We start from the raw sequence: 15,708 nt of genomic DNA on the forward strand, positions 1-15,708 counted from the left end.
GAACCGGCCGTACCCGCTGCGCAACCTGTCCTGACCGTGTCCGGCGACGTGGTGCTTCGGTTCGGCTTCGTGGAAGGCGACGCCGTCGTCTCCGCGCGGGGCTGCGCCTGGAGGGTGTGCTGAGCCCGCCCTCTGCAACTTGTCCGAGACGGAATCGCTCTGAAAACTCCGCTACGATAGCATAGTCGGGTCGTCCGGCTTGGCATGACGCTGTCAGGCACCCATTTCACGTGCGGTTCGACCGACCGTTACAGTCGCCGTGCGGTTCCGCGTCCCGGGATCAATTGTTCAGGGCCTTAACCCTCCATCCATGTCTCGCGTCCTAAATGTTCCGATGCCGGACCCGCGCAGACGGGGCCGGCAGGAGCGGGCGACGGGACTAGGATGAGCCACGGGCACCACGCGGATCGTGATCGCAGTTTCGCCCTGGCCCAGCGGGCCCAGGAGCTGATGCGCGATTATGGGCCCTCGGCCACGCCGCGGGCCTATGCCGTCTGGTACACCTATGTCGCGGGCGAGCAGCCCCTGCTCAACGATGCGATCAAGCGGATCATCACGCAGAACCGCGGCCTGACCGAGCACGACACGGACGAATTGCACGACCAGTATCTCGGCGGCCGGCGCCTCACTTCCGTGGCGGGCGAGACCAGCGCCACGATGCTCGCCGAGATCGAGACCGTGATGGAGATGCTCGACCTCTCGGTGGGGTCTGCGGCCCAGTACAGCGAGTCCCTGCGGGTGCTGAGCCAGGATCTCTCGCTCTCGACCCTCAACCGGGCGCGCCTGCGCGAGATCGTCGGCAGCCTCGTCGCCACGACGCGCGAGGTCGCCGCGAGCAATCAGGTGCTCGAAGCGCGCATGCGCGAGAGCCGCGCCGAGATCGAGACCCTGCGCGAGAAGCTGGAGGAGACCCGGCTGGAGAGCCTGACCGACACGCTGACCGGGCTGTCGAACCGCAAGCATTTCGAGGAGATGCTGGCCAAGGCGATTGAGGCCTCCAACCAGCGCGCGCAGCCCTCCAGCTTGGTCGTCCTCGACATCGACTTCTTCAAGCGCTTCAACGACCTCTACGGCCACCTGACGGGCGACCAGGTCCTGCGCCTCGTGGCGATCGTGATGCGCGAGCACGTCTCCAAGGACGCGACGTTGGCGCGGTTCGGCGGCGAGGAGTTCAGCATCGTGCTGCCGGGGGTCGACCGGGCCGCGGCCCGGGAGATCGCCGAGCGCGTGCGCGTCAGCGTGATGGGCCGCGAGCTGATCAAGCGCTCGACCGGTGAGTCCCTCGGCAAGGTCACCATCTCGGTCGGCGTGGCCGCCTTCCGGCCGGAGGACACGTCCGTCTCGATGCTGGAGCGGGCGGATCAGTGCATGTTCGCCGCCAAGCGCGCCGGCCGCAACCGCACCATCGACGATTCCGCCGCGCCCGAGACCCTGCAGGACGTCGCCTGACCTCAAGCATGCTGCGTTTTCACAGAAACAGCAGCATGCTTGATCATGTTGTGATCGCACGATGATTCCGGAAAACCGGAATCCACTTCTCCGCATCGTGCTCGAGCGAGCGCCGCGGCCTCAGGCCGGGGCGTGCAGGCGCTCCGGGCTTGCCGGGGTGATCGCGACGGATTCGCCGCAGCCGCAGGCCGAGGTCTGGTTCGGGTTGTTGAACACGAACTGCGACGCCAGCTTGGTCGTCTGGAAATCCATCTCCGTGCCGAGCAGGAACAGGACCGCCTTCGGGTCGATGAAGACGGTCACGCCCTTGTCCTCGATCGCGTCCTCGCCGGGATTGCGCGCCTCGGCATATTCCATCGTGTAGGACATGCCGGCGCAGCCGCCGTTCTTCACGCCGACGCGGAGTCCCGCGATCGGCCTGTCGGCGTCGGCGATGATCGCCTTGATCCGCGTCGCTGCCGCGTCCGTCAGCGACATCACCTTGAAACCAGACATTGTTTCCCTCTCCTGCCGCCGGGTTCAAGGCCCGGGCCGGTGAGTGTTCAGCCCATGACAAGATAAGCATCGCGCGCGGCGGAATCCACCGCGCGGCCGGTCCGGTGACGTGCCGGGCGCTACCACATGTCCAGCGCGACCCGGGCCTCGTCCGACATCCGGCTCTGGTCCCACGGCGGGTCGAACACCATGGTGACCGTGCAGGATTGGACGCCCGGCACGGCGGTGACGGCGTTCTCGACCCAGCCCGGCATCTCGCCGGCGACGGGGCAGCCCGGCGCGGTCAGCGTCATGTCGATCGCCACCGAGCGGTCGTCGGCGATGTCGACCTTGTAGATCAGGCCGAGCTCGTAGATGTCGGCCGGGATCTCCGGATCGTAGACGGTCTTCAGGGCCGCCACGATCTCGTCGGTGAGCCGGTCGAGCTCGGCCGGCGGGATCGCCGAGGCGCCCGCCAGGGTGGGGGCGTTGGTGCCGCCGGTGATGGTCGCGTCGGTACTCATCGAAACCTCCTCCGGCCCCTCGCGTCGCGCGACCGGGCCGAAACGAAACGTCAGGCGAACAGCATCTCGGCCTTGGTCAGCGCCTCGGCCAGCGCGTCGATCTCGGCGGTCGTATTATACAGGCCGAACGAGGCGCGACAGGTGGAGGTCACGCCGAAGCGGTTGAGGAGCGGCATGGCGCAGTGGGTGCCGGCCCGCACCGCCACGCCCTGGCGATCGATCACCGTGGCGATGTCGTGGGCATGGGCACCCTTCACGGCGAAGGCGATGACGCCGCCCTTGCCCGCGGCGGTGCCGATGAGCCGGACCGAATTCATCGCGCCGAGGCGCTCCTGCGCGTAGGCCGTGAGCGCCGCCTCGTGCGCGGCGATGGCCTCGCGCCCGAGGGTCATCATGTATTCCAGCGCCGCGCCGAGGCCGACCGCCTCGATGATCGCCGGCGTGCCCGCCTCGAAGCGGTGCGGCGGGTCGTTGTAGGTGATCGCGTCCTCGGTCACCGTGCGGATCATCTCGCCGCCGCCCTGATAGGGGGGCAGCCGGTCGAGCCATTCCTTCTTGCCGTAGAGGACGCCGATCCCGGTCGGTCCGTAGACCTTGTGGCCGGTGAAGACGAAGAAGTCGCAGTCGAGGGCCCGCACGTCCACCGGCCGGTGCACGGCGCTCTGGGCCCCGTCGAGGAGCACCGGCACGCCGTGGGCATGGGCGATGCGCACGATCTCCTCGGCCGGCGTCACCGTGCCGAGCACGTTCGACATGTGGGTGATCGCCACCATCTTGGTGCGTGGCGAGAACAGCTTCTCGTATTCCTCGACGAGGAAATTGCCCTGGTCGTCCACCGGCGCCCATTTGATCACCGCGCCGCGCCGCTCGCGCAGGAAGTGCCAGGGCACGATGTTGGAATGATGCTCCATGATCGAGAGGATGATCTCGTCCCCCTCCCCGATCAGACCGGCCCAGCCCATCGACGAGGCCACGAGGTTGTAGGCCTCGGTGGCGTTGCGGGTGAAGATGATCTCGTCCGTCGAGGCGGCGTTGAGGAACTGTCGCGTCGTCTCGCGCGCACCCTCGAAACCCTCGGTCGCGGCATTGGCCATGTAGTGCAGGCCGCGATGGACGTTGGCGTAGCCGGTCTCCATGCAGGAGACCATCGCGTCGATCACCTGTTTCGGCTTCTGCGCCGAGGCGGCGTTGTCGAGATAGACGAGCGGCTTGCCGTAGACCGTCTCCGAGAGGATCGGGAAGTCCTTACGGATCGTCTCGACGTCGTAGGAAGAACCTGTCGTTAGCATCGAGACCTCAGGCTGGGTCGTTTTCAAGGATGAAGTTGGACAGGGTCGCGTTCAGATCTTCGAGTCCCGCGTCGATACCGAACGAGGCTGCAGCTTCTCCGAGGAGGGCGAGCAGCAGGATGATTGCGGATCTTCGGAGTGACGAACCGGTGGCCTCCGCGATGCCGAGCGTCGCATAGGGGACGACGATCGCGAGCATGGCGCCGGCCATGAGGGAGACCGATCCAGCGGACGTTTCCTGGAACAGCCCGCGCATCGCGAGGTACAGGAGGCAGGCGGGCACGACCGGGATCCAGTTGGCTATCGCGACCACGGAGCGTGTCCGCGCGAAAGTCGGCTTGGCCCGGGTGACGATCCAGATCGCCGCGTGAAGGATGGCGCTCTGGCTCAGATAGAGCACGATGACGAGCAGGCCGAGCAGCATCACCGATAGGACGCCGCTCAGCGCCCAATCGGATGGCTCGGGAGATTGCCGGATCGTGGCGAGGTAGGAGCCGACGCCCGAACGCACCTGCGGGTTCAGCAGAGCGTATAATCCGAGCACGGCCGCGAACAGCGCGATCCGACTGCCCTCGCCGAGGCCGACAGTCAGGGCCTCGCGCATGGTTGCGCGAGGCCTCACGGGGCCCGTGAGCAGGTGGCGGCCGGCCAGCGCGAGCGTGTAGCCGTTACGCGTGGAAGCACCCTTGCTCATGGCGAGCCGTCGCTCATCCCCGTGCCGCCAGCCAGGCCTCGATCTCGCCGATCAGCGCCGCACGGGCGCCCTCGTGCGAGACCGTCTCCACCGCCTCGCCGACGAAGGCCTGGACGAGCAGGCTCTCGGCGGTGGCGCGGGGAAGGCCGCGGGCCATCAGGTAGAAGAGCAGATCCTCGTCCGGCGCGCCGCAGGTGGCGCCGTGGCCGCAGGCGACGTCGTCGGCGAAGATCTCCAATTCCGGCTTGTTCATCATCTGACCGTCGTCGGTCAGGAGCAGGCAGTCGGACTTCATCTTGCCGTCGGTCTGCTGCGCGACCTGCCGGACGATGATCTTGCCCTGGAACACGCCGGTGGAATCGCCGTCGATCACCGTCTTGAACATCTCGCGGCCGACGCCGCCCGTCGCCGCATGGTCGGCGAGCAGGGTCGAATCCGCGAGCTGACCGCGGCCCAGCAGCGCCGCGCCGTTGACCACGGCGTTGGCATCCTCACCCGCGACATGCAGGTAGATCTGGTGGCGCGAGAGCTTCGCCCCGGTGACGAGGTTGACGGTCTCGAGCTGCGCCCGCGCGTCGAGCCGCACGGACAGCGTCGAGAGGGCGATGGCCGCATCCCCTTCCCGGTTGAGCCGGGCATGACGGAAGGCCGCCTCCGCCCCGATGCGCACGTCGAGCGCGTCGTTGGGCTGGTAGGTCAGCCCGGCCGGCCCCTCATGGCTCTCCAGCACGGACAGCTCCGAGCCGGCGCCGAGATCGACCAGCACGCGGGTCGCCGTCGAGAAGGCGGTTCCGCCCGTGCCGATGAAGCGCAGGTGCAGGGACTGCTCCGGCTTGGCGCCCGCGGCCACCGAGATCAGCGCGCCGTCCGCCAGGAAGGCGGTGTTGAGCTGGTAGATCGGGTTCTCGCGCACCTGCTCGACGGGGGCGAGCAGCGTCAGGCGGGCGTCGCCCTGCGCCAGCGCGGCGTTGAGCGGCGTGACGGTGACGCCGTCCGGCACCCGGTCGAGATCCGACAGGGCCGCGACGAGGTGGCCGTTCACGAAGGTGAGGCGGACGGCCTCGATCTCGGAGAAGCCCTTGGCCGCGGCGGCAGCGGCCCGGGCCGCCGCCTCCGTCGGCGCCTCGGCGGGCGGGGCCGCCTCGGTGATGGCGGCGCGCAGGTCCGTGTACTTGAAGGCCTCGACCCGGCGGCTCGGCAGGCCGGTCGCCTCGAAGAAGCGGAAGGCCTCCTCGCGGGCGATCGCCGCCTCGCTGGCGAAGCCCTGGCGGGCCGCCTCGAACAGCTTCGAGAGGCCGGCCTCGGCGGGGGAGCGGAGATTGGTGATGTCGGCCATGGCTTAAGCCGCCTCGCTCGCGCGGTACTCGGCGTAGCCGGAGGCCTCGAGCTCCAGCGCCAGCTCCTTGCCGCCGCTCTTCACGATCTGGCCCTTCGACATGACGTGCACGGTGTCGGGCACGATGTGGTTCAGGAGCCGCTGGTAGTGGGTGATGACGAGGAAGGACCGGCCCTGGGCGCGCAGGGCGTTCACGCCCTCGGAGACGATGCGCAGCGCGTCGATGTCGAGGCCGGAATCGGTCTCGTCGAGCACGCAGAATTTCGGCTGCAGCAGCGCCATCTGGAGGATCTCCATGCGCTTCTTCTCGCCGCCGGAGAAGCCGACATTGAGGGCGCGCTTGAGCATCTCCTTGTTGATCTCGAGTTTGTCGGCGGCCGCGTTCACGGCGCGGATGAAGTCGGGGGTCGACAGCTCGCCCTCGCCACGCGCCTTGCGCTGGGCGTTCAGGCAGGCCTTCAGGAAGGTCATGGTGCCGACGCCCGGGATCTCCAGCGGGTACTGGAAGGCGAGGAACACGCCGGCCGCGGCGCGCTCGTCGGGCGCCATCTCGAGGAGGTTCTGCCCGTCGAGCAGGATCTCGCCGTCGAGGACCTCGTAATCCTCCTTGCCGGCGATGACGTAGGAGAGGGTCGACTTGCCCGAGCCGTTCGGGCCCATGATCGCGGCGACCTCGCCATCGTTGACGGTGAGGTTGAGGCCGTTGAGGATGCGGTTGTCCTCGATCTGCACGACGAGGTTCTTGATCTCAAGCATCGTTCGATAGTCCTGTTCGGATTCTCTGGTGACCCTCCCCCCTGTGCGGGGGAGGGTGGCCCCTGCGTCGGCAGGGGTCGGGAGAGGGGAGCGCCGTGTCCGGAAAGGTCGCGACCGGTGCCGCATCCGGCACCGTCGCGCTGCCCCTCTCCCGCCTCGCATTCGCTCGGCACCCTCCCCCGCAGAGGGGGGAGGGAGAAGGCGGCGCGCTTTCGAGTGCCGTCAGCCCACCGAGCCTTCCAGGCTGATCGAGATCAGCTTCTGAGCCTCGACGGCGAACTCCATGGGCAGCTGCTGCAGCACGTCGCGGACGAAGCCGTTGACGATGAGGGCGGTCGCCTCCTCCTCGGAAAGGCCGCGCTGCTGGCAGTAGAACTTCTGCTCCTCGGAGATCTTCGAGGTCGTCGCCTCGTGCTCGAACACGGCGGAGGCGTTCTTCGACTCGATGTAGGGTACGGTATGCGCGCCGCACTGGTCGCCGATCAGCAGGCTGTCGCAGTTGGTGAAGTTGCGGGCGCCCTTGGCCTTCTTGTGGGCCGAGACGAGACCGCGATAGGTGTTCTGCGAGCGGCCGGCCGAGATGCCCTTCGAGATGATCCGGCTGGTGGTGTTCTTGCCGAGATGGATCATCTTGGTGCCGGAATCGACCTGCTGCATGCCGTTCGACACCGCGATCGAGTAGAACTCGCCCCGGGAATCGTCGCCGCGCAGGATGCAGGACGGGTACTTCCAGGTGATGGCCGAGCCGGTCTCGACCTGCGTCCAGGAGATCTTCGAGCGGGCGCCACGGCAATCGCCGCGCTTGGTCACGAAGTTGTAGATCCCGCCCTTGCCGTCGTTGTCGCCCGGGTACCAGTTCTGGACGGTCGAGTACTTGATCTCGGCATCGTCCAGGGCGACGAGCTCGACCACCGCGGCGTGGAGCTGGTTGTCGTCGCGCTTCGGGGCGGTGCAGCCCTCGAGATACGAGACGTAGGAGCCCTTGTCGGCGATGATCAGGGTGCGCTCGAACTGGCCGGTATCGCGCTCGTTGATGCGAAAGTACGTCGACAGCTCCATCGGGCAGCGCACGCCCGGCGGGATGTAGACGAACGAGCCGTCCGAGAACACGGCCGAGTTCAGCGTCGCGAAGAAGTTGTCGGTCACCGGCACGACCGAGCCGAGGTACTTCTGCACCAGCTCGGGATGCTCGCGCACGGCTTCCGAGATCGGCATGAAGATCACGCCGGCCTTCTCGAGCTCCTTCTTGAAGGTGGTCGCCACCGAGACCGAGTCGAACACGGCGTCGACCGCGACGCGGCGCTCCGGCGCGATGCCTTCCAGCACCTCGACCTCGCGCAGCGGGATGCCGAGCTTCTCGTAGGTCTTCAGGATCTCGGGGTCGATCTCGTCGAGCGACTCCGGCCCCTTACGCTTCGGCGCAGCGTAGTAGTAGATGTCGTTGTAATCGACCTTGTCGTAGGAGACGCGCGCCCATTCCGGCTCCTTCATGGTGAGCCAGCGCTTGTAGGCGTCGAGGCGCCACTGCAGCAGCCAGTCGGGCTCGTTCTTCTTGGCCGAGATGAAGCGGACCACGTCCTCGGAGATGCCCTTCTCGGACTTCTCCATCTCGATCGTGGTCTCGAACCCGTACTTGTACTGATCCAGGTCGATCGATCGGACCCGGTCGATGGTTTCCTGCACAGCAGGCATCAGCGTCTCCTAAGCATCTCCGGCGTCAAGGGCCGGGGCTGTCTCACGGATGGCTTGGGATGATCGCGGCTCAGGCCGCCTCCCCTTGCCGTCTATATAGGGTGTGGATCACCCGTTCGAAGGCGCGGAGGAAGCGGGGCAGGTCCTCCGCGCGCGTATTCCAACCGAGACTCACGCGCAGCGCCCCTGCGGCCAGCGCAGGGCTCACGCCCATCGCCGCGAGCACGGGCGAGCGCGCCACCTTGCCCGAGGCGCAGGCCGAGCCGGACGACACCGCGACGCCCGCGAGATCGAGGCGGATCAGCGCGGTCGGCGCGTCGAGCCCCGGCACCGCGAAGCTCAGCGTATTGGGCAGCCGGGCCACGCCCGCGCCGAACACCACCGCCTCCGGCGCGATGGCCAGCACGCCCGCCTCCAGCGCGTCCCGCAGGGCTGCGAGCCGGGCCGACTCCTCCGGCAGGACGCGGGCGGCGATCTCCGCCGCCGCGCCCATGCCGACGAGGGCGGGCAGCGCCTCGGTGCCGCAGCGCAGGCGCGATTCCTGGCCGCCGCCGCGCAGAAAGGCGGCTTCCAGGGTCACGCCTTCGGCGAGAACCAGCGCGCCGACGCCTTTCGGCGCGGCGAACTTGTGTCCGGAGAGCGTCAGCGCGTCGAGGCCGAGCGCGGCGAAATCCAAGGGAATCTTGGCCACGGCCTGCACGGCGTCGCTGTGCACCAGGGCGCGGCCGTGGGCGCGGGCGAGCGCCACGATCTCGGCGAGCGGCTGGACGATGCCGGTCTCGTTGTTGGCGGCGTGGACGGAGATCAGCACCGTCTCGTCGGAGAGCGCCGCGAGATGGTTCGCGAGCGCGCCGAGGTCGATGAGACCGGCCTCCGTCACCGGCAGGACCGTGACCGCGCCGTCCGGAAACCGGTGGCCGGCCGAGACGCAGGGGTGCTCGGTGGCGCCGATGAGGAGGCGCGTCGGCGCCGGCAGGCCGCTGCGGCGCAGCGCCCCGGACAGGACGGCGTTGGCCGCCTCGGTGCCGCCGCTCGTGAACACCACCTGGGCCGGGGCCGCGCCGACGAGACGGGCGAGCTGCGCCCGTGCCTGATCGAGCGCCGCCCGGGCTGCCCGCCCCTCGGCATGGACCGAGGAGGGATTGCCCGGCAGGGCGAGCGCGCCCGCGACCGCCGTCGCAACCTCCGGCCGGACCGGCGAGGTGGCATTGTGGTCGAGATAGGCGCGCGGCGCGCCGCGATCCTTGAGATCTTGCCTGGTATCCTGCCTGACGTCCTGGCTCATGCCGTCGATCTTTGTGCGCTCCGTTGCGGGGTCCGTCGTCGGTGGCGTCGACATTTCCTTGCTTTCGCACCCGGCGATCGTGCTAAGGCCCCGCGGAAACCCGCGGATCCCGGTCCGCGCGATCGACGGCGGGCGCGTGATCCTGAGACGGCCACCACTTGAAGATCGGCCGTCGCAGTCACAGTCTAGAATAGTTCTAATCACCTAGAACTATTCTAAGAGCGCTTGTAGATCGCGCGCGAGCCGAGTCAAGGCGGTCGGTCCGTGCGGCGAGGCCGCGTCCGGGCCGGCCACAGGAGTCAAGACACACCATGCCCGAGGTCATCTTCAACGGTCCCGCCGGCCGGCTGGAAGGCCGCTACCAGGCGCCGAAGAAGCGCGGCGCCCCGATCGCGATCGTGCTGCACCCGCACCCCCAGTTCGGGGGCACGATGAACAATCAAATTGTGTACAACCTTTTTTACACCTTCGCCAATCGCGGATTCGCGGCCCTGCGCTTCAATTTCCGCGGGGTCGGGCGCAGCCAGGGCGCGTTCGACCACGGCTCGGGCGAGCTCTCGGACGCGGCGGCCGCCCTCGACTGGGTGCAGTCGGTCAATCCGGAAGCGAAGTCCTGCTGGATCGCGGGCGTGTCGTTCGGCTCGTGGATCGGGATGCAGCTCCTGATGCGCCGCCCCGAGATCGAGGGCTTCATCTCGATCGCCGCGATGGCCAACCGCTACGACTTCACCTTCCTGGCCCCCTGTCCCTCCTCCGGCCTGTTCGTGCACGGCTCTGAGGACCGCGTCGCCCCGGCGCGCGAGGTCATGCCGGTGATCGAGAAGGTGAAGACGCAGAAGGGCGTCATCATCGAGCACCAGATGGTCGAGGGCGCCAACCACTTCTTCGACGGCAAGGTCGACGAGCTGACCCAGACCGTCGACACCTATCTCGACAAGCGCCTGGGTGCGCGGGACGAGGTGGCGTAGCCCGTTCCTCTCTCCCTCCATCCCAAATCGGGCCCCTCCGACTTGGGCCACGGCAACTTGGGCCGCATGAACCGGATCTCGGGCGTGCCCAGGTCCGCGGGCGGCGGGAGATTATGCCGCGGCCTTCGCCGCCTCCGGCGCATGCACCACCGGCACGGCCGGCGCGCCCTCCCATTCCGAGTTCGCGGGGATCGACTCGCCCTTCATCACGATGGTGAGGGGGCGCAGCCGCGCGTAATCGCCGACCTTGGTGTCGTAGAGGACGGTGGCGAAGGCGCCGACCGAGACGCCGCGGCCGAGCTTCACCCGGCCGATCTTCATGATGCGGTCCTCGTAGAGGTGGGTCTGCAGGGCCGAGGTCCGGTTGATCACCGAGAAATCGCCGATCTCGACGCAGTCGAACTCGGTGATGTCGGTGGTCAGCATGCAGACGCCCTGCCCCACCTTCACGCCGAACAGGCGCAGCACCCAGGGCAGGAAGGGCGTGCCCTGCAGGTGCTCCAGCAGCACCTTGCCGGCGAGCCCCCAATAGGCCACCGCGATCGCCTCGGTGCGCATCGCCCACCACGACCACATCGGCCGCATGCCGGGCCGGTAGACGCCCATCAGCAGCCACTTCATGGCGATGACCGCCGAGGACTGGATCAGCGCGATGACGACGCTCGCGGCGACGAAGGTGGCGGCCAGGCCCCACCAGTCGCGCTCCAGGATCGCCGGATAGAAGTACCAGTCGATCGCCGTGATCGCGAGGGTGATGTAGAGCATCGGCGAGAACGAGGTCGCGAAGGCCTCGAAGATGCCGCGCCGCAGCTTCGGCCACAGGCCGGGCTCGTAGGTCTGCGCCGTCGAGCCGAGATCGACCTTCTGGCGCACGGGGAGCCGGATCGGCGGCGAGCCGAACCAGGTCTCGCCCGGGGCCATCTGCGCGTTGGCGGGCGGCTTCGACTTGATGCCGATCAGCACGTCGTCCGGGATCACGGCGCCCGGCGGGACCACCGCGTCGTTGCCGACGAAGACCCGCGCCCCGGTGCGCGCCTCGGCCAGGTGCATGGTGCCGCGCCGGATCTCCTCCTCGCCGTAGACCACCTCGTCGGCGATGAAGTTCTTCGCCCCGATCTCGGCGAGGTCGTAGCGGCCGGCGAGGTTGGTGGAGATCTCGGCCCCCTGCCCCATCCGCGTGCCCATCAGGCGGTACCAGGCGCGCATGTAGACGGTGGCGAAGAGCGAGGAGAGCGTCTCCAGCGTGACCTCGACGGCGAGCGCCAGCGACCACTTGCGCAGGTAGAACCAGGAATGGACCGGGTAGGCCCCCGAGCGGGTGCGCGGCAGGACGAGCCAGCGGATGCCGGCGATGAGCAGCACCGTGCCCGCCGTCATCAGCATGGCGGTCGGCCAGGTCAGCAGCGGCAGGTACCAGTGGTAGTCGATGTCGGTGATGAAGCCGAGCTGATCCGAGATCTGATCGAAGATGAAGAAGGCCGGGAAGATCGGCAGCAGGCCGACCGCGGGGATGGCGGCGAGGAGCAGGACGTAGAGGGCGAGGAACAGGGCCCGGCGGCCCGCCGTGGCTTCGGCCTGGGGTGGCAGCGCGGCCGGATCGGCGGTGCCGACCTTGCGGCCGGGCGAGCCGTCCCAGCGCTCGCACGGGCCGACCCGCGTGCCGGCGGGGATCGTCGTCAGGTCGGCGATCTCGGCGTGGTCTCCGATCACCGTATCGTGGCTGACCACGCAGGAGGTGCCGATGGCCGCGTCCGCACCGATCTGCACGGCGCCGATCACCAGCTCGTTGCCGACGATCTCCGCATTGGCGATCACGAGCCGGCCGCCGAGGGAGGCGCCCTCGCCGATGCTGAGGAGGTCGGGCGCGCCGACCTCGATATCCGAGATCAGGGCGTCGCGGCCGACCTTCGCCCCCATCAGCCGCAGATAGATCGCGATGGCCGGCGAGCCCTGCAGCCATTTCACGTGGACCAGGGGGGCGAGGCGCTGGGCCAGCCACCAGCGGTAGTAGTAGACGCCCCAGAGCGGGTAGCGGCCGGGCTTGGTGCGGCCGAGGATCAGCCACTTGGCCCCGACCGCGATGCAGGCGGTGGTGGCGTTGATGCCGACATAGACGGCGAGCAGCACCGCCATCTCGCCGAAGAAGCCGAGCCCGCCGCCGGTGAGCAGCAGGTAGGTGACGAAGATGCCGAGCCATTGCGAGGTAGCGAGCGCGATGACGACGGGCAGTGCCACGGCCTGGGCCAGGCCGCAGAGGGCCCGGCGCAGCAGCGGCGGCGGCGCGAAGGAGAGGTCGCGGATCGCGGCCTCGGCGCCGACGCCGCCGGTGCGGGCGATCAGCGCGTCCGACATGGCCCGCAGGGTGCGCTCCGCGTAGACGTCCTGCAGGGTAATGGCGGCGAGCGCCGGCGCCTCGCGCACCGCCGAGACGAAGCGGGCGGCCAGCAGCGAATGGCCGCCGAGATCGGCGAAGAAGTCGCCGCCGAGGTCGATCGGCTGGTTGCCGAAGACCTGTTTGGCGGCGGCCAGCAGCGCGGCCTCGGTCTCGTTGGCGGGCGGCTCCTGCTCGCCGTCGGCCGCGACGATGGTCAGCGGCGCGATCTTGAGCGCCTTGCGGTCGACCTTGCCGGAGGTGAGCCGCGGCAGCGTCTCGGCCAGCTCGTAATGGCCCGGCACCATGTAGGGCGGCATCTGCTCGGAGAGGCTGCGCCGGAGGGCGGCCCGGTCGATGGCGTGGCCGCGCTCGGGCACGAGGAAGGCCACCAGCCGGTCGACGCCGTCCTCGGCGCGCAGGACCACGGCGGCTTGGTTGATGCCGTCCTGCGCGCGGATGCGGGACTCGATCTCGCCGAGCTCGACGCGGAAGCCGCGGATCTTGACCTGATCGTCGATGCGGCCGTGGAACAGGATGTTGCCGGCCGCGTCCAGCGAGACCGCGTCGCCGGAGCGGTAGAGCACCGGGTCGATGCCGCCCGCCGCGAAGGGATTGGCGACGAATTTCTCCGCCGTCAGCTCCGGGCGTTGCAGGTAGCCCGTGGCGACGCCCGGGCCGCCGATCAGCAACTCGCCCTGCTCTCCCGGACCCAGCAGGGTCAGGGCCTCGTCGGCGATGTAGATCGTGTAGTTGGCGATCGGACCGCCGATGGTGACCGGCTCGCCCGGCCGCATCTCGGCGGCGGTGGCCACCACCGTGGCCTCGGTCGGGCCGTAGGTGTTGAAGAGCTGGCGCCGCCCCGTGGCCCAGCGGGCGACCAGGGGCTCGGGCAGCGCCTCGCCGCCGAGCAGGATCAGGCGCAGATGCGGCAGGTCGCCCGAGATCATGGCGAGCAGGGTCGGCACGGTGTCGAGCACCGTGATGCGCTGGGCCTCCAGGATACCGGGCAGCGATTCGAGATCGCCCATCATGGCCGGCGAGGCCACGAACAGGGTCGCGCCGACGAGATAGGGGACCCAGATCTCCTCCATCGAGAGATCGAAGGCGACGGAGGCGCCCTGGAAGACCACGTCGTCGGCGCGCATGCCGTAGAGGGCGTTCGCCGAGCGCAGGAAGTGGCAGATATTGGCGTGGCTGATGACGATGCCCTTCGGCACGCCGGTCGAGCCCGAGGTGTAGATCAGGTAGGCCGGGTGCTCCGGGGTGAGGCCGGCGGCGCGCGGGTCCGGTACCTTCGCGCCCGCGGGCGTCGCGGCGGCGAGCGCCTCCGGCGTCAGGGCCGGGGCGGCGTCCGGGGCCTGCGCGGCGAGTGCGGGCGAGACGAGGAGAGCCTTGGCCGCGGCGTCGCCCAGGCAGATCCCGACCCGGTCCGCCGGCGCCTCGGCGTCGAAGGGCAGCCAGGCGGCGCCCGAGAGGGTGATGCCGATCTGCGCGATGAGGAGGTCGATCCCGCGCGCCATCCAGAGGCCGACCACGTCGCCCGGCCCGATCCCGCGATGAGCGAGGCCCGCCGCGATCCGCTCGGCCCGGGCGAGCACCTGCGCGTAGCTGAGATGCGGATGGAGGCCGCCGGCCGCCACGCTCGCGCCGTCGATCAGGGCGGGGTGGTCGGCCCGCCTGCGCGCCGTCTCGCGAAAGATCTCGGCGAGCACCTCGTCGCGGATCAGGTCGGGCCGGACCGGGCCATGCAGGACCGCCCGGGGTCTCGCCCCGTGCCGGTCCGCCTCGGGCCGGGACATCTCGGCGAGACTGCTCATCCGCTACTCCGCTGCCGCTCCGCCGGGGAGCGCCGCTCCCCGCTTGCCCGGCCTCCCCCTGTCTGTCCGGACTCTTGGCCCCCGATCGCGCCGTTATCAGGGCACGGGTCCGGAAGGCGTTCGGAGATAGGCGGGTTCGGCCGCCCGCGCCACCGGCAAAGATCGCATAGGACCGGTGAATCCGGCTTGAACGGCGGTGGCCCGCGGCGTTCAGGCCCAGCGCCAGCCGTCGCGCTCGACCACCAGCACGACGCCCTGGCGGACGCCGATCCGCGGGGCGGCGTGGATGTCGAGCAGGCCGAGGGCCACGAGCATGGCACGGGCGACGCCGCCATGGGCCACGATGACGGCGTCGCGGTCGAGCCCGTCGAGGACGGCGGCCACGCGCTCGGTCAGCATCGCGTAGCTCTCGGCCTTCAGCCCGGGCGGACGGTAGCCCCAGCGGTCGCGGTCGCGCGCATGGGCGCCGGCCGGATCGCGGCGGCGGATCTCGGCCCAGGTCGAGCCCTCCCAGGCGCCGAAATGGATCTCCATCAGGCGCGGATCGGTGCGGTAGCCCTCCGGGTCGAGGCCGATCCGCGTGCGCAGGATCTCCATGGTGCGCCGCGCCCGGGTGAGTGGGCTCGCCACGTAGTCGGCCTCCGCCAGCCCCGCGCCCGCGACGGCGCGCAGGCGGTCGCCGACCTCGGCTGCCTGTTCGAGCCCGATCGCGTTGAGATCGACATCGCGCTGGCCCTGCAGCCGGCCTTCCGCGTTCCAGGTGGTCTGCCCGTGGCGGACGAAGTAGATCGCCGCCACGGTCAGGCCGGTCCCTGGGCGCGGGAACCACGGATCGTGCCGGTCGTTGCCAAGCTCACGCCATTCCCCTTCATCCCGCCGGTCGGCGCTCTCCGACCGCGGATCACGGACCATCGATGCCGAAGAAGCACGGGAAGCAGCATCGCGGCCAGTCGGCCCGCGCCAAGGCGGTGACAGGTGCGGCCGAGGCGTCGGGCGCCGCGGCCCGCCACGGCCTGGCCGCCGGGCGCCCGCCCTCCTCCGCCCTCTGGG

The 15,708-nt window shown here is 69.4% G+C and carries 12 protein-coding genes; 2 read left to right on the forward strand and 10 right to left on the reverse strand.

Annotated elements, in window-relative coordinates; all coding sequences use genetic code 11:
• The first annotated feature begins 384 nt into the window (after positions 1 to 384).
• Positions 385 to 1,449, forward strand: a complete 1,065-nt coding sequence (locus tag MET9862_RS24645; protein ID WP_142585614.1) for a GGDEF domain-containing protein — start codon at positions 385 to 387, stop codon at positions 1,447 to 1,449.
• 120 nt (positions 1,450 to 1,569) lie between these two features.
• Here the strand turns inward: MET9862_RS24645 and MET9862_RS24650 are convergent, their stop codons facing one another.
• From MET9862_RS24650 to MET9862_RS24685, 8 genes are all read right to left on the reverse strand, one after another.
• Positions 1,570 to 1,944: a HesB/IscA family protein gene (locus tag MET9862_RS24650; RefSeq protein ID WP_142585615.1), complete on the reverse strand. Its 375-nt coding sequence runs from the start codon at positions 1,942 to 1,944 to the stop codon at positions 1,570 to 1,572.
• Positions 1,945 to 2,063: 119 nt separating this feature from the next.
• Positions 2,064 to 2,447 (reverse strand): SUF system Fe-S cluster assembly protein, encoded by a 384-nt coding sequence (locus MET9862_RS24655; RefSeq protein WP_142585616.1) that lies wholly within the window; start codon positions 2,445 to 2,447, stop codon positions 2,064 to 2,066.
• A 50-nt stretch (positions 2,448 to 2,497) separates the two neighbouring features.
• Positions 2,498 to 3,736, reverse strand: a complete 1,239-nt coding sequence (locus MET9862_RS24660) for a cysteine desulfurase (protein WP_142585617.1) — start codon at positions 3,734 to 3,736, stop codon at positions 2,498 to 2,500.
• Positions 3,737 to 3,743: 7 nt separating this feature from the next.
• Entirely contained in the window at positions 3,744 to 4,430 is a 687-nt protein-coding gene (locus MET9862_RS24665) for a hypothetical protein (protein WP_142585618.1), read from the reverse strand.
• 13 nt (positions 4,431 to 4,443) lie between these two features.
• The gene (locus MET9862_RS24670; protein WP_142585619.1) at positions 4,444 to 5,766 is read right to left on the reverse strand and encodes a SufB/SufD family protein; all 1,323 of its coding nucleotides are present in this window, start codon (positions 5,764 to 5,766) and stop codon (positions 4,444 to 4,446) included.
• Between the two features lie 3 nt (positions 5,767 to 5,769).
• Positions 5,770 to 6,522: a Fe-S cluster assembly ATPase SufC gene (gene sufC, locus MET9862_RS24675; RefSeq protein ID WP_142585620.1), complete on the reverse strand. Its 753-nt coding sequence runs from the start codon at positions 6,520 to 6,522 to the stop codon at positions 5,770 to 5,772.
• A 222-nt stretch (positions 6,523 to 6,744) separates the two neighbouring features.
• Positions 6,745 to 8,214 carry a Fe-S cluster assembly protein SufB gene (gene sufB / locus MET9862_RS24680; RefSeq protein WP_142585621.1) on the reverse strand — a complete coding sequence of 490 codons (1,470 nt, stop codon included), beginning with the start codon at positions 8,212 to 8,214 and terminating at the stop codon, positions 6,745 to 6,747.
• A gap of 70 nt (positions 8,215 to 8,284) precedes the next feature.
• Positions 8,285 to 9,499 (reverse strand): cysteine desulfurase family protein, encoded by a 1,215-nt coding sequence (locus MET9862_RS24685; protein ID WP_142585622.1) that lies wholly within the window; start codon positions 9,497 to 9,499, stop codon positions 8,285 to 8,287.
• A gap of 311 nt (positions 9,500 to 9,810) precedes the next feature.
• Between MET9862_RS24685 and MET9862_RS24690 the strand changes: the two genes are divergently transcribed.
• Positions 9,811 to 10,467, forward strand: coding sequence for an alpha/beta hydrolase (locus MET9862_RS24690; RefSeq protein ID WP_142585623.1), 657 nt, complete (start codon positions 9,811 to 9,813; stop codon positions 10,465 to 10,467).
• 111 nt (positions 10,468 to 10,578) lie between these two features.
• Here MET9862_RS24690 and MET9862_RS24695 read toward each other — a convergent pair whose 3' ends face one another.
• Together MET9862_RS24695 and MET9862_RS24700 are read right to left on the reverse strand one after the other, a co-directional pair.
• Positions 10,579 to 14,658, reverse strand: coding sequence for a Pls/PosA family non-ribosomal peptide synthetase (locus MET9862_RS24695; RefSeq protein WP_142585624.1), 4,080 nt, complete (start codon positions 14,656 to 14,658; stop codon positions 10,579 to 10,581).
• A 210-nt stretch (positions 14,659 to 14,868) separates the two neighbouring features.
• Positions 14,869 to 15,456 (reverse strand): histidine phosphatase family protein, encoded by a 588-nt coding sequence (locus MET9862_RS24700; RefSeq protein WP_244612887.1) that lies wholly within the window; start codon positions 15,454 to 15,456, stop codon positions 14,869 to 14,871.
• Positions 15,457 to 15,708 lie beyond the last annotated feature (252 nt).

Origin of the sequence: Methylobacterium symbioticum (assembly GCF_902141845.1) — a bacterium.
Classification (GTDB): domain Bacteria; phylum Pseudomonadota; class Alphaproteobacteria; order Rhizobiales; family Beijerinckiaceae; genus Methylobacterium; species Methylobacterium symbioticum.

What these genes read in the sequence shown, in the direction of transcription:
- MET9862_RS24645 (WP_142585614.1), top strand. Translation starts at nt 385, where the DNA reads ATGAGCCACGGGCACCACGCGGATCGTGATCGCAGTTTCGCCCTGGCC.
- MET9862_RS24650 (WP_142585615.1), bottom strand. Translation starts at nt 1,944, where the DNA reads ATGTCTGGTTTCAAGGTGATGTCGCTGACGGACGCGGCAGCGACGCGG.
- MET9862_RS24655 (WP_142585616.1), bottom strand. Translation starts at nt 2,447, where the DNA reads ATGAGTACCGACGCGACCATCACCGGCGGCACCAACGCCCCCACCCTG.
- MET9862_RS24660 (WP_142585617.1), bottom strand. Translation starts at nt 3,736, where the DNA reads ATGCTAACGACAGGTTCTTCCTACGACGTCGAGACGATCCGTAAGGAC.
- MET9862_RS24665 (WP_142585618.1), bottom strand. Translation starts at nt 4,430, where the DNA reads ATGAGCAAGGGTGCTTCCACGCGTAACGGCTACACGCTCGCGCTGGCC.
- MET9862_RS24670 (WP_142585619.1), bottom strand. Translation starts at nt 5,766, where the DNA reads ATGGCCGACATCACCAATCTCCGCTCCCCCGCCGAGGCCGGCCTCTCG.
- sufC (WP_142585620.1), bottom strand. Translation starts at nt 6,522, where the DNA reads ATGCTTGAGATCAAGAACCTCGTCGTGCAGATCGAGGACAACCGCATC.
- sufB (WP_142585621.1), bottom strand. Translation starts at nt 8,214, where the DNA reads ATGCCTGCTGTGCAGGAAACCATCGACCGGGTCCGATCGATCGACCTG.
- MET9862_RS24685 (WP_142585622.1), bottom strand. Translation starts at nt 9,499, where the DNA reads ATGAGCCAGGACGTCAGGCAGGATACCAGGCAAGATCTCAAGGATCGC.
- MET9862_RS24690 (WP_142585623.1), top strand. Translation starts at nt 9,811, where the DNA reads ATGCCCGAGGTCATCTTCAACGGTCCCGCCGGCCGGCTGGAAGGCCGC.
- MET9862_RS24695 (WP_142585624.1), bottom strand. Translation starts at nt 14,658, where the DNA reads ATGAGCAGTCTCGCCGAGATGTCCCGGCCCGAGGCGGACCGGCACGGG.